13 protein-coding genes are annotated in these 12,713 nt (G+C 26.6%); 8 read left to right on the top strand and 5 right to left on the bottom strand.

Going from position 1 to position 12,713, the window contains the following annotated elements; translation table 11 throughout:
* The first annotated feature begins 12 nt into the window (after window positions 1-12).
* Complete coding sequence (locus AACT_RS08885; protein ID WP_172126456.1) at window positions 13-1,347, top strand: SLC13 family permease; 1,335 nt, start codon at window positions 13-15, stop codon at window positions 1,345-1,347.
* Window positions 1,348-1,394: 47 nt separating this feature from the next.
* Here AACT_RS08885 and AACT_RS08880 read toward each other — a convergent pair whose 3' ends face one another.
* Both AACT_RS08880 and AACT_RS08875 read right to left on the bottom strand, forming a co-directional pair.
* Window positions 1,395-1,784 carry a hypothetical protein gene (locus tag AACT_RS08880; protein ID WP_172126455.1) on the bottom strand — a complete coding sequence of 130 codons (390 nt, stop codon included), beginning with the start codon at window positions 1,782-1,784 and terminating at the stop codon, window positions 1,395-1,397.
* A gap of 170 nt (window positions 1,785-1,954) precedes the next feature.
* Window positions 1,955-2,263 (bottom strand): hypothetical protein, encoded by a 309-nt coding sequence (locus tag AACT_RS08875; RefSeq protein WP_172126454.1) that lies wholly within the window; start codon window positions 2,261-2,263, stop codon window positions 1,955-1,957.
* 181 nt (window positions 2,264-2,444) lie between these two features.
* Here AACT_RS08875 and AACT_RS08870 point away from each other — a divergent pair, with 181 nt between their 5' ends.
* Window positions 2,445-4,649 carry an endonuclease MutS2 gene (locus AACT_RS08870; protein ID WP_172126453.1) on the top strand — a complete coding sequence of 735 codons (2,205 nt, stop codon included), beginning with the start codon at window positions 2,445-2,447 and terminating at the stop codon, window positions 4,647-4,649.
* Window positions 4,650-4,670: 21 nt separating this feature from the next.
* Here AACT_RS08870 and AACT_RS08865 read toward each other — a convergent pair whose 3' ends face one another.
* From AACT_RS08865 to AACT_RS08855, 3 genes are all read right to left on the bottom strand, one after another.
* On the bottom strand, window positions 4,671-5,057 hold the full coding sequence (locus AACT_RS08865) for a DUF6858 family protein (RefSeq protein WP_172126452.1): 387 nt from the start codon (window positions 5,055-5,057) through the stop codon (window positions 4,671-4,673).
* 13 nt (window positions 5,058-5,070) lie between these two features.
* On the bottom strand, window positions 5,071-5,622 hold the full coding sequence (locus tag AACT_RS08860) for a hypothetical protein (protein WP_172126451.1): 552 nt from the start codon (window positions 5,620-5,622) through the stop codon (window positions 5,071-5,073).
* A gap of 93 nt (window positions 5,623-5,715) precedes the next feature.
* Window positions 5,716-9,165, bottom strand: a complete 3,450-nt coding sequence (locus AACT_RS08855) for a DUF748 domain-containing protein (RefSeq protein ID WP_172126450.1) — start codon at window positions 9,163-9,165, stop codon at window positions 5,716-5,718.
* A gap of 101 nt (window positions 9,166-9,266) precedes the next feature.
* On the opposite strand from AACT_RS08855, the gene dapE reads away from it, so the two are divergent.
* The 6 genes from dapE (at window position 9,267) to AACT_RS08825 (ending at window position 12,522) form a co-directional block, all read left to right on the top strand.
* Entirely contained in the window at window positions 9,267-10,367 is a 1,101-nt protein-coding gene (dapE, locus tag AACT_RS08850) for a succinyl-diaminopimelate desuccinylase (RefSeq protein ID WP_172126449.1), read from the top strand.
* Window positions 10,368-10,431: 64 nt separating this feature from the next.
* Window positions 10,432-10,716, top strand: a complete 285-nt coding sequence (locus AACT_RS08845) for a nucleotidyltransferase family protein (protein WP_172126448.1) — start codon at window positions 10,432-10,434, stop codon at window positions 10,714-10,716.
* A complete protein-coding gene (locus AACT_RS08840; protein ID WP_172126447.1) occupies window positions 10,709-11,125 on the top strand; it encodes a HepT-like ribonuclease domain-containing protein in 417 nt (138 codons plus the stop codon). Before AACT_RS08845 ends, AACT_RS08840 begins: the two co-directional genes overlap by 8 nt.
* A gap of 47 nt (window positions 11,126-11,172) precedes the next feature.
* Complete coding sequence (locus tag AACT_RS08835; protein ID WP_172126446.1) at window positions 11,173-11,571, top strand: nucleotidyltransferase substrate binding protein; 399 nt, start codon at window positions 11,173-11,175, stop codon at window positions 11,569-11,571.
* The gene (locus AACT_RS08830; protein WP_172126445.1) at window positions 11,568-11,861 is read left to right on the top strand and encodes a nucleotidyltransferase family protein; all 294 of its coding nucleotides are present in this window, start codon (window positions 11,568-11,570) and stop codon (window positions 11,859-11,861) included. Before AACT_RS08835 ends, AACT_RS08830 begins: the two co-directional genes overlap by 4 nt.
* Window positions 11,862-11,928: 67 nt before the next feature.
* The gene (locus tag AACT_RS08825) at window positions 11,929-12,522 is read left to right on the top strand and encodes a hypothetical protein (protein WP_172126444.1); all 594 of its coding nucleotides are present in this window, start codon (window positions 11,929-11,931) and stop codon (window positions 12,520-12,522) included.
* The last annotated feature ends 191 nt before the right edge of the window (window positions 12,523-12,713 follow it).

Genomic DNA, 12,713 nt, shown 5'->3' with positions numbered 1-12,713 from the left:
TAGGAGTTTGTTTTGAAAAATATATTTTTATCGATAGTGGTGGCAATAGGATTTTTTTTCCTTTCAAATATGTTTTTTAATACTCAACATTCTACTTTAATAGCTTTGATTGTTCTTTTTGTAATTTTATGGACAAATGAAGCTTTACCAATTGGAGTAGTTTCACTACTTCCTATTGTGTTGTTTCCAGCTTTTGGAATATTGGACATAAAAAGTGCAACTACAAATTATTCTAATACTACTATATTTTTATTTATGGGTGGTTTTATGATTGCAATCGCCACTCAAAAGATAAATTTGCATAAATATATTTCAAATAAATTATTAACAATCTTTCCAAATACTCCAAGGGGAATGATATTCTCATTATCCATAACAGCAGCACTTCTAAGTTCTGTTTTATCAAACTCAACAACAGCTTTACTTTTACTTCCTATTGCTATATTTTTAACAGAAGATTTAAAATTTAAAGCTAGACTTGCCCTTGCTATTGCTTATGGTTGTAGTATTGGAGGTATTGTTACACCAATTGGAACACCACCAAATTTGATACTTTTAGGCTTTATGCAACAACACTCAATTGAACCAATTGCTTTTATTCAATGGATGTTTTTAACAGGCCCTTTGGCTTTATTAATGCTTATTGTTATACCTTTTATTTTGTCTTTGGGTTTAGGTGATGTTGTTCTTGACAAAGAGATAAAAGCAAAAGAAGTTTTATTACCAAAGCAAAAAAGATTATTATTTATACTACTAGGTTTGGTTATTACACTTTTGGTTAATTCAAAAATTGAGCCTTATTATTCAGGACTTGGTTTAGATGAAACTGCTATATTATTAAGCTTTGGACTTTTGATGTTTGTTCCAAAAATTGGCTTTATTGAGTGGGAAGATGCTAAAAATATTCCTTATGAGATTATCTTCTTATTTGGAGCAGGATTTACAATAGCAGCAGCTTTTTCAAAAACAGGTCTTGCTAATGAAGTTGCAAATTATATGTTGTCTTTAACAGATTTACCAGTGATTTTACTTATTTTAATAATCGCTAGTATGATTACATTTACAACTGAAATCACATCAAATACAGCACTTATTTCAATTGCTTTGCCAATAATCTATTCACTAGGACAAGTTGCAAATATAAATATGACTCTAATTCTAATGGTAGCCACAATCTGTGCTTCATATGCTTTCATGCTACCAATCGCCACTCCACCAAATGCAATAGCCATGAGTAGCGGAGCTGTAAAAGTAAAACAAATGGCAAGTTTTGGGTTTTTTATAAATATTCTGGCAATTTTAATGGTAACAGTTGTTGCTTTGGTTTATTGGCAGTATTTTTTATAAAAATTAATCAGCTAAAAGATATTTCTCTTAAAATTAACAAACAACAATTACTCTCCAAAATTAGCAAAAGCAGCTTCGATACTTGGGATATTTTTGTAGTTGGTTTTTGTTAGTCTTACATTTTTTGTTTTAAGATCGCATATTGCGATTCTAAAGCTAGAACCCATATATGGCTCCACAACACAGACAATTTTATCTTCTATTTGTCTTGTTGTATAAATAGTGCCTTGTAACTCTCTAAAAAAATATTTTGGATAACTTAGTGGCGTGATTTCTACAACATCTATAGACTCTTGATTATCAAGAGTTTTCACTTTATTCATAGCTTTTTCATAACTATCAAATTGGACGCACCAATCATCAAATTTTTTATTAAAATGTTCTAAATCTTCATCTAGAAATCCACCTGCTAACGATTGTAAAGTAAAAATAGACACAACACACCTTGATATTTATAGTTTTAAAAATTGATTTTAGCATATTTAACTTTTAAACTTGTGTATGAGGGGGATGCTAGTGTTTCATTTTGTTGTATTATTTTGAAAAATACCAAATAAACTATATAAGTTTATTTGTATATATTTTGTTTTGAAAGCTATTTTGTAGTTTATTGAGCCAGAATAAAATCTTTGTATTGTTTAGCAGTGTTATAGCTAATAGCAGCTGTTTTAGCCACACTATAAACTGTAATATCTCTATCTTCAAATCTTAACATATTAACTGCATTTGTTATTGCATTTCTACTTTTTCTTCTTTTTGCTATGTTTGCTTTATTTGTAGCTTTTATTTTCTTTGGTGTACACGATAAAATTGACTTCTTAAACTCTTCATTAAATCTCTCATACAACGATATATCATTTTGAACTAAGATTTTTTGAATATTGTTAAATTCTTCGTTTGTTATTGTTATTCTCATATGTTTCCTATCTTTTTTTGTGGGGCGGAAGTATACAAAAATAAACTTAAATATATCTCAAATTGTTATAACGTTTTGAGATATATTTTCATAGACTAATAAAACTTAGTATTTAAAATAAGATCTTCTAACTTACAAAAAATTCATATTAATATTATTCCCTTTTAGATATAATCGCACCATGCAAAATATATTAAAAAAACTAGACTTAATTGATTATTTAGATAGTTTTTCAAAGCTTATGGCTAGGGAAAAATCTATCATTTTAGAAGGTGATATTAATCTTCATCACAAACTTATAAGTGAGTTGTCAAAATTTGACATAAAAGCACCCAATAAGATTGAAAATTTAGATTCTGCTTTGATGCATATTCAAAAGCAGGGTATTTTAAAAATGGATGATATTTTTGAATTTATTAAAATAATAAACTATTTTAGATATCTAAAAAAATTTAGTTTCGATGGAAAACTAGCAGAGTGGATTGATAAGATTACTATACCAAATGAAATAGTAAAGATTTGCGAATACTTTGATGATAAAGCAAATTTAAAAGATGGAGTAAATGAATCTTTTGACAATATCAAATACGCTATTTCAAAAAATAAAGAAGCTATAAAACAAAATTTATACAAGATTATTAACTCTCCAAAGATTAGAACATATTTGGTTGATTCACAAGTTCATTATATAAATAGTGAAGAATCTTTATTGGTAAGAGGTGGTTTCAATCATGTATTAAGTGGATCAGTTATAAATAGATCTAATTCTGGATTTTTTTATGTTGTACCTCATAGTATTAGTGATTTAAAACAAAAACAAAGTGATTTAAAAAACAAACAAGAAGAGATTTTATATAAAATCTGTAAAGAGATATCTTCACTTTTTGAGAAGAATTTATTATTTTTGAAATTTATAAATAAAGAGTTTGATAGATTTGATCACTATCAATCAAGACTATTTTTCTCAAAAATAAATGATAAGAATTTTATACTTCCTTCAAAAAACAATGTAAATAGACTAGTTGATTTTTGTCATCCAGCATTGCATAATGCAAAACCTATAAGTATTGATTTTACGAAATCAGTTGTTATGATAACAGGGGTTAATGCAGGGGGAAAAACAATGATGTTAAAATCTATTTTAACAGCTGTTTTTCTATCAAAATATTTGATTCCATACAAAGCGCATCATGATACAACAGTTACAAATTTTAAATCAATAAATGCAGTTTTAGATGATCCTCAAAGTGTAAAAAATGATATTTCTACTTTTGCAGGTCGTATGGTTGAGTTTTCAAAACTTTTTGGAAGTAAAAATGCGATCGTAGGAGTTGATGAAATAGAACTAGGAACAGATTCAGATGAAGCTGCTAGTTTATTTAAAGTAATAATTGAAGAATTAATTCAAAGAGATATCAAAGTTATCATCACAACTCACCATAAAAGACTGGCAGCTTTAATGGCTTCAAATGAAGATGTAGAGTTAATAGCAGCTTTATATGATGAAGAAAACAGAAGACCAACTTATGAGTTCTTACAAGGAACTATTGGACGATCTTATGCTTTTGAAACAGCTTCTAGATATGGAATACCTCAAAATGTTGTAAATAGAGCAAAAGAGGTTTATGGAGATGATAAAGATAAACTAAACGAGTTAATCGAACGAAGTAGTTCATTAGAGAGAGAATATAAACAAAAAATTGCAAAACTTGATGAAGAAATTGCAAATATGCAAAGAATATCAGGAAATCTAAAAGATCAAAAAGAAAAATTAGATGAGCATATTTATTCAGAAAAATCAAAACTACACAAAGAGTACAACGATGCAAGAGATGAAGCTAAAAAAGCTATAAAAGCAAAATTAGTTAGTGAATCTCACCAACATTTAAATATTGCCCATAAAAAAGCAGTTGAGATTAAAACAGAAAAAATTCAAGAGCCAGTTGTTCTAAATGTAGGGGATAGGGTAAAATACAGAAACACAAAAGGCGTAATTGTTTCAATAAAAGGTACAAAAGCTTTTATTGAAAATGATATGGGTATGAAAGTACAAGTTGTACTTGCTGATTTAAGTAGAAGTGGAAATCCTCCACCTCCAAAAATTCCTACAAAAAAAGCAACAGTGACAATCCAACGACCAGAATCTGCAAGTATCAAACTTGATTTACATGGACAAAGAGCAGAAGAAGCACTTGAAAATCTTGATAAATTTTTATCTGATGCTTTATTATCAGGATTTGAAGAGGTTTTAGTTTATCATGGAATTGGTACTGGAAAACTAGCATTTGCAGTTAAAGAGTATTTGAAAAAACATCCAAAAGTTAGAGGTTTTGAAGATGCTCATCCTAGTAGTGGTGGATTTGGAGCGAAGGTAATTAAGCTATAAAAGCTTAATTATCTAAGATATTTATATAAGAGATTTTACAAAATCTTCCATAGTTTTATTTGCAGTGTCATTTGGTGCTTCTAAAAAGTTTACTACAAATGAATCTTCTAATTCACAAACACCAATACTTCTTGGTCTTACTGCTAAAACTTCAGGAGTTGGTATCTCTTTTCCAAAACAAAATACTATATTTTTTGCAGCTTTTATATTTGGATTAATTTCTCCATCTTTTAATGATGAAGTGTGTTTGTATTGATCAAAAATAGCTATAAAAGCTATAACAGGATGTGCATCTATTTTCACTTGAAGTGCTGAAATAATTTCATCTACACTTTTATATTGAAGCTCACTTTTTTTATATTCGATTTCAAATATATGATATTTTTCTTTAAAAACTTTTTGTTTCATTTCTTTTTTCCTTTTATTTATTTAATGAAGTAAACGATTTCATCGCACAATTCATTCTATCTTCTATATCATTTCCATCTAAATTCATATAATCAGATTGAATCTTATATACTAATTTATTGTCATATTTAAATTCAAATACTAAATATCCCGCATATGATTTAGCATCGTTATTTTTTTTACCCTTGTCTTCTTTGTCATTTTCATAAATATAGTAATCTATTAATAGCTTTTTATCATCACTATTTGTTTGAGCACTTGTCTCTATATAGCCTTTTATGATTTTTTCTAGTTTTTCATCAGCTTGTTCTTTTGTAAGAATATTTACTAAATTACTTTTCATAAATTTAGAGTATTCAATTGATGATTTGATAGTATAGTTATTTGATTTTAATAAATTAACAGCTTCTTTTAATGGTTGTTCAATATTTATTTTTTCAAAGGTAGTTGTTTTTGATTGGCATTCAATTCTTTTTGTTTTTATGCTTTTATTTGCTTGTTTATATACACCATAAGCTACAAAAGTCATTATTACAATTAAAATTATAGGTAATATTTTATTCATGATTTTTTATCCTTAAAAAACTTTAAAGGATATTATCACATAAAGAATAATAAGTCAATATTATTCTTTATATATAAGTAAATATTATAATATTTATTTGATTGTTTCTATATCAATTTTAACAGATGCACTAGACGTTTCCATTTTATCTGTTATAATGATTTGTTTAGTGTCTATTTTTTTCTCTTTAATTAAATAATTTTTGATATTTAATATTCTATTTTTTGCTATTTGTTCAAGCTCTTTTAATTCTGCTTTTTCTTTTAGTACTTCTTTTTCAAGCTCTTCTTTTTTTAGATTAATATCTTTTGGATTATCTTCTAAATATTTTTTCTCTTTTAATGCATACTCTTCTTTTTGGTTATCATAAGAAGCTGATATTTTGATTGCTAATTCAGGTTTAGCTGTTAAAATCTGTGCTATTTTATCTAGAGTCTCTTTTTGAATAGGAGTTATCTCATCATGTGCTAAATTAAAATCAACGCTATCTATTTCATCTGGACTAAAGTTGAATATTGCTCCAAGAAGTGAAAAAGGAGCTGTTACAGCCTTTGTCATAAGGTTTATAAATGCATTCCATACTATTGAACCTATTGAGAACGTAGGGTCATCTACATTTCCAGAAACAGGAAGTTTAATATCGATAATTCCTTGTGAATTTTTAAGAAGTGTTACTGCTACATCCAAAGGTAAAGAAACAGCATCAGGACTTTGAACTGAGTTTCCTAATTCTAATTTAGAAATAGTGATATTGTTTTTAGCATCAAGATTTGATTTTTCAATGTTATATTTTAAATCCATATCTAACTTACCACTTTTTATTTCTCTCCCAACAAATTTTCCAGTATATGGAGTGAAGTTTGACATTGCAATATTGTTAAAAATCATATTTATATCTGTTAATACTTTGATATTATTTGGATGTACGATTCCCGTAATTTTTGCAACACCATATTTATCAACAGTACCATTTACATTTAGTGTACTTGTACTTGATTCTGTATTTTTAAATTCAGATATTTTTCCATTTAATTTTGTAACTACAGTTTTAAATGGAACTGGTAAGTTTTTATCTTCAAAAGAGAAAACTGCATTATTTATATTTACAGGTCCTATATTTATTTTTGTTTGAGCTGAATCATCTTTACTTTTACTTACAACTTTTTGATTTGTTACTTCTTTTGTACTAGGTTTTGTAGCCGCTGTTTTTGGAAGAGTTATAGCAATATTTGGATTGTTTAAATCTGTTTTTTCGATTTTAAATCCAGCATTACTATTTGATAGTTTCTTGATTTGTAGATCTATTTTTTTTGCTTCAATTTTTGTATTGCTACTTGTATCTAAAAAATCAAGATCTGGCTCTATTAGTTTTACTGAATCTATTACTAATTTATCATTTATTTTTGAGATATTAGAAACATAAAGTTCCATATTGTTTGCATCAATTTTTAGATTATTAGTATTATCAACAAACTTTACAGAAGGTTTTAATAGAGTGATTTCTTTTAGTAAAATCTTTGAATCATTTATAGAAAATGAATCTAAATCCAAATTTATATTAGAAGTTTTAACATTCATCTTAGCTTTTTCATCATCAAAATCTATATTAGGTGTTTTTAAATTTATAGAGTTAATAGAAGTTTTAGCGCCTTCAATTGCCAAGGCATTTACATCAAGATCTATCTTTGCTGTTGAAACGCTCATTTTAGATTGTTTATCATCAAAATCTAAACTAGGTGTTTTTAAACTTATTGATTTTATAGAAGTTTTTGCATCTTGAATAGTTAAGGTATTTATACCAAGATCTACAGTAGATGTTTTAACACTCATATTAGATTTTGTATCATCATATACAATACTTGGCATTTTTAGTGCAATAGAAGCAATAGAAGTTTTTGAGTTATCTACTATTAGATTATTTACGTTGATATCGACATTTGGAGTTTTAACACTCATTTTAGAGTTGTTATCATTAAAATCTAAACCAGGTGTTTTAAGTGTAATTGAGTTTAGTGATGTTTTACCATTATCTATTTTTAGACTATTTAATGCAATATCTGTTTTCTTTGTAGCTAAAGAAAAATTAGCTTTTTTATCATCTAAAGAAAAGTTGTCTTTTGTAATCTCTATTTTATTGATATCTAGGATATTTTGTTTAAGAGTTAATTTATCAAGATTTATATTTGCATTTTTAGAGTTAATTGATAATTTATTTTTATTATCATTATAACTTAGGTTTGGATTTGCTAGTTTTAATGAACTTAAATCAATATCTGAATCTTTGATTTTTAAACTATCAAGACTTATATTAAAAGCTTTTGTTTGAGCAATACTGTTATTTACTTTATCATCAAAAATAAAATCACTATTGTTTATTTTTACATTAGCAAGACTAATATTCCACGCTTTTGAAGCTTCAACTTCTGCGCCTTTTATTTCTACTTCTAATTCTTTTGAAACAGTTTTATCTTCTGTTGATTTTTTTTCTTCAACTTTTGCTACTTGTTCATCAGATACTTTTGTTTCACTATCTTTTTTTTCTTCTTTGATTAGATTTGCAAAATTTAATCCATCTTTATTTGTAATCATATTTGCTTTTAGAGCATCAAAGTTTACATCTTCTATTCTGATGTTTTGTCTATCTAAGTTAAAAACAAAAGTTTTGATATCTAATTTTGCAAGATTTAAAATATCAGTTTCATTTTGTTTTAAATTTATATTATTAAATTCAAATCTATCACTATTTATATTTAAAGCGAAATCTTTATTTGAATGAAAGTCATAGTTTAGTTGTAAATTTAGATTTGCATTTTCATCTAAATCAAAATTTAATATATCTTTTTTATAAGTTAAAAGTTCTTTTAATCTTAAATCTTCAATTAAAATTTTTCCATAACCTCTAAATGGCTCAAGTTTAAAAGCTCCACCAATAGTGATATTTGTATTGTCATTTAATTTAAGTTTTAAATCATTTGAAGAAAGAATATCATTGAATGTTCCTAAATCATAAAGGGTATAATTTATATTTTTCAAACTCAAACTATATGGATTTTCTTCTTGATTTATGTAGTTTATATTTGCATTTTCTAAAGTTATTTTAGAAATTAAGAAGTCTAACAATTTTGAATTTGGATCTTCTTCTTTTACTTCCTCTTGCTCTTCTTGAGGTTTTACAAGTTTTGTTAAGTTTATTTGACCATCTTTTTCTTCAATAACGTTAATTATAGCATCTAATAATGAAACATTTTCAAAGCTTACATTTAGATTTTCTATTGATTTTAATACTCCAAAATCTACTGCAAACTCTTTAAATGAAATTGTAGGCTCATTATTTGAATCACTTAATTTAAAATTATGAATTTTTAGGTTGAAAGTAAATGGATTAAATTCGATTTTTTCAAGAGTTGTTTTTTGTGTAAGATTTTCATCTAAGTTTTTTACTAATTGGTCTTCTAAAACAGTAGGGATAATCTTAAATCCTATGGTTATATAAATAGCTAATACAAAGCAAAGCCAATAAAATGATTTCTCTAGTTTTCCCATAAAGGATCCTTTTTTTGTAAATAACAAGTGTAAATTTTAATTATTATAACAAAATAAAGCTAAGTTAGATAAAATTCTAGTTACAAAAAGGATACATAAAAATGACTATTATAGAATTATTTCAAAAATTATTAAGATTTAAATCAATTACTCCAGACGATGATGGAGCATTTGACTTTATAGAAGAGTACTTAGGTGATACATGGACTTGCATAAAATTCGATATGGAAGGAGTGAAAAATAGATTTTATTATAAAAAATTCAATGAAAATTCTCAACATCTATGTTTTGCTGGTCATATCGATGTTGTTCCTGTAGGAAGTAACTGGGAAATAGATCCATTTGCAGCTGAAATCGTAGATGGAGTTATAACAGCACGTGGAACACAAGATATGAAAAGTGGAGTTGCTGCATATTTGTACGCTTGTAAACACGCAAAAAATTTTGATGGAATACTAAGTATTTTGATGACAAGTGATGAAGAAGGTGAGGGAACTTACGGAACTATCAAGATGTTAGAACACCTAAGAGAAATAGACTTTATACCAAATTATGCAGTTGTAGCAGAACCAACTTGTGAAGAGGTTTTTGGTGATGCGATAAAAGTAGGAAGACGTGGAAGTATAAATGGATATATCACTATAAAAGGAAAACAAGGACACGCAGCATATCCAGAAAAATGTATAAATCCAGTACATAACTTTGCTCATGTATTACCTCAAATAGCAGGACACAATCTTGATAATGGAGATGAATATTTCGCACCTTCTAAAATGGTAATCACAGATATAAGAGGTGGAATGGAAGTTACAAATGTAACACCAAATGAACTAAAACTAATGTTCAACGTGCGAAACTCAACAAATACAACAAGAGAATCTGTAGAAGAGTTTATAAATAAAAACTTAGAAGGATTAAAATACGATTTTAGAACAACACAAGGTTCTTTCCCTTTTGTGACAAATAAAGAATCAAAAGTGGTAAAAGCTATGGAAACTTCAATCAAAGAAGTTCTTGGAATTACTACAAAACACTCAACACACGGTGGAACAAGTGATGCCAGATATTTTGGAGCATTTGGAATCGAAGCTATCGAATTTGGTGTGATAAATGACACTATTCATAGTACTGGTGAGAGAACTACTGTTAAAGAAGTAGAGGGATTGACTGCTGTTTTTGAGGATTTGATTCGGAAGTTTTAATAGAATATAAATTATAAATTCTTGTGTTATAATAGATAAAAAAATAGAAAGGAATCTGACTAAAATGAATAAAGAAGAGATATTAAAAGTGCTTAAAAGTAAAAAAGCTTCATATCATTTAAAAAACTTTATATTATTTGGTTCAGTTTCTTCTGCAACAAATACAACTAATAGTGATATAGATATAGCCTATATTGAAGATGATAAAACAAGATTGAATTTTGAAAGTTATTTAAAACTAGAAAATGAACTAGAAATTATATTTAATGCTAAAATTGATTTAATCAATTATAAAAAATTTAATCCACTTATTAAACTACACTCACAAAAAGATTTTATATATGTTTGATAGTAAAAATGTATTATACATACTTACAATGCTTGAAGCAATTGAAAAGATTTTTATATATTCTGCTGATTTTGAAAATGAAGAAAAGTTTTATTTAGCAAATAAACAATTAAATTTTAATGCAAGTGTAAACTTACTAATAGCAATAGGTGAAGAAAATAAAAAAATAGATGAAGAGCTAAAAACATCAAATAAAATCAATTGGAAAAACCTATCAGCTATGAGAGATAAGGTTTCTCATAACTATCGAGGAATTGATGAATCAATGGTATGGGAAATTATAAAAGATTATCTACCTACTTTAAAAATTTTATTAATAGAAATGTTACCTAAAATTGAAAATAGTGAGCTTTATATAAAAGAAGCATTAAAAACTCAATATTATGAAGAATTGCATTATTTGAAATAAATGATGATGTTTTGCTGTATAGCGAAGTTTTAGAAAAGGATTAAAAAATGGAAGATAACTTAACAAGATGTAGACAAAGATTTACAAATTATGAAAAATCTTTAGGGCATTTAAAAACTACTGTTGAAAAAGAGGATTTAAATGACATAGAAAAAGCAGGATTAATACAGTTTTTTGAAGTTACATTTGAACTGTCTTGGAAAGTAATGAAAGATTTTTTAACTGCTGAGGGATATGAAGTAAAAAGTCCAAGAGATAGCATAAAAACAGCTTTTGAATATGGTTTGATTGAAAATGGAACTTTATGGCTAGAAGCTCTTGAGAAAAGAAATCTTGCATCTCACACTTATGATGATAAAATTCTTGATGAACTAGAAGAGTTGATTATTCATACATATTATCCTATTTTAGATGATTTAAAAGAAGTTTTAAAGAAAAAATTATGATAGGACTTAGCCAAAAAGAACTAGAAATCCTAAAAGAAGTATTCAAAAAGTTTGATAATATAAAAGAGGTCATACTTTTTGGCTCACGTGCTTTGGGTAAGCATAGACCATCATCTGATATTGACCTTGCTATAAAAGGTAATGTTGATATAAATACTCTTTCAAAACTAAAATTCACCCTTGAAGAAGATACAAATTTACCTTATTTTTTTGATGTCGTGATTTATGATAATCTTGATAATTTGGAGTTGAAGAAGCATATTGATGAGTTTGGGAAAAGAATTTTATAATTAGATAATATTTATAGATATAATAAATAAAAATATAGGCTATATAATATCAAAATAAATGAATAAAATGAAAAATAATGCTTTATATTATCCTTATATAAACCCACCTAAATCAAAATGGCTTTTAGAAAAATTATTGTATTGGGATAGTATATCTTCGATAATACCTTCTCAAGTTGAAGATTCAAAGGATGAATTAGAGCCTTTAACTCAAAATTTGATTTCAGCAGGATTACTTAAACTAGTAGAACCATCTAAGTATGATTTATCTATTTTTCAGTCAAAATTTTTAAAAATAGCGAAAAAGTTTACTCCTCGTAATACTGCTAAAACTAGAATACATATTGAAAAAATTGGTAATTTATCTCATGAATTAACTGAACTAGGATTAATTGATTCTAAAGAATTTTCCTACCCATGGTTTAAAATGAATAGTGAGTTAGCTTTTATTTTTATGAAAATGTTAGCAGAAGAATTATCTAAAATACCAGATTTAAATGCTACTACAATAACAGATTCTTTACCTCAAAATATTGAAAAAGAGAGAATAAGAGAAGATGTTTTATCTTTTTGTATGCCTTTACCTAATGTTGATAAAATATCAATAGATAAAATTCTTAAATTTAAAGAAAAACATGCTCCTTTAATTATAAGGTTATAGAAATAGGATTGAAGAAATAACTTTAAATATAATAAATCAAGATGAGAAAACAAGAAAAGATAGATTTGAATTAGAAAAATCAAAGTTTAATGAAGAAATAAAAGAATTAAATGAAGCAATAAGTAGTAGTTGGAAGAAACCATTAATTGAAAGAATTATTATTCCAATTGTTAGTACGGTTGGAGGATATT

The sequence above is a fragment of the Arcobacter acticola genome (assembly GCF_013177675.1).
Lineage (GTDB): Bacteria > Campylobacterota > Campylobacteria > Campylobacterales > Arcobacteraceae > Aliarcobacter > Aliarcobacter acticola.
Note: the sequence above shows the minus strand (reverse complement) of the source record. Positions and strands in the feature narration are given on the sequence as shown.

What these genes read in the sequence shown, in the direction of transcription:
- AACT_RS08875 (WP_172126454.1), bottom strand. Translation starts at nt 2,263, where the DNA reads ATGAGAATAACAATAACAAACGAAGAATTTAACAATATTCAAAAAATC.
- AACT_RS08870 (WP_172126453.1), top strand. Translation starts at nt 2,445, where the DNA reads ATGCAAAATATATTAAAAAAACTAGACTTAATTGATTATTTAGATAGT.
- AACT_RS08865 (WP_172126452.1), bottom strand. Translation starts at nt 5,057, where the DNA reads ATGAAACAAAAAGTTTTTAAAGAAAAATATCATATATTTGAAATCGAA.
- AACT_RS08860 (WP_172126451.1), bottom strand. Translation starts at nt 5,622, where the DNA reads ATGAATAAAATATTACCTATAATTTTAATTGTAATAATGACTTTTGTA.
- AACT_RS08855 (WP_172126450.1), bottom strand. Translation starts at nt 9,165, where the DNA reads ATGGGAAAACTAGAGAAATCATTTTATTGGCTTTGCTTTGTATTAGCT.
- dapE (WP_172126449.1), top strand. Translation starts at nt 9,267, where the DNA reads ATGACTATTATAGAATTATTTCAAAAATTATTAAGATTTAAATCAATT.
- AACT_RS08845 (WP_172126448.1), top strand. Translation starts at nt 10,432, where the DNA reads ATGAATAAAGAAGAGATATTAAAAGTGCTTAAAAGTAAAAAAGCTTCA.
- AACT_RS08840 (WP_172126447.1), top strand. Translation starts at nt 10,709, where the DNA reads ATGTTTGATAGTAAAAATGTATTATACATACTTACAATGCTTGAAGCA.
- AACT_RS08835 (WP_172126446.1), top strand. Translation starts at nt 11,173, where the DNA reads ATGGAAGATAACTTAACAAGATGTAGACAAAGATTTACAAATTATGAA.
- AACT_RS08830 (WP_172126445.1), top strand. Translation starts at nt 11,568, where the DNA reads ATGATAGGACTTAGCCAAAAAGAACTAGAAATCCTAAAAGAAGTATTC.
- AACT_RS08825 (WP_172126444.1), top strand. Translation starts at nt 11,929, where the DNA reads ATGAAAAATAATGCTTTATATTATCCTTATATAAACCCACCTAAATCA.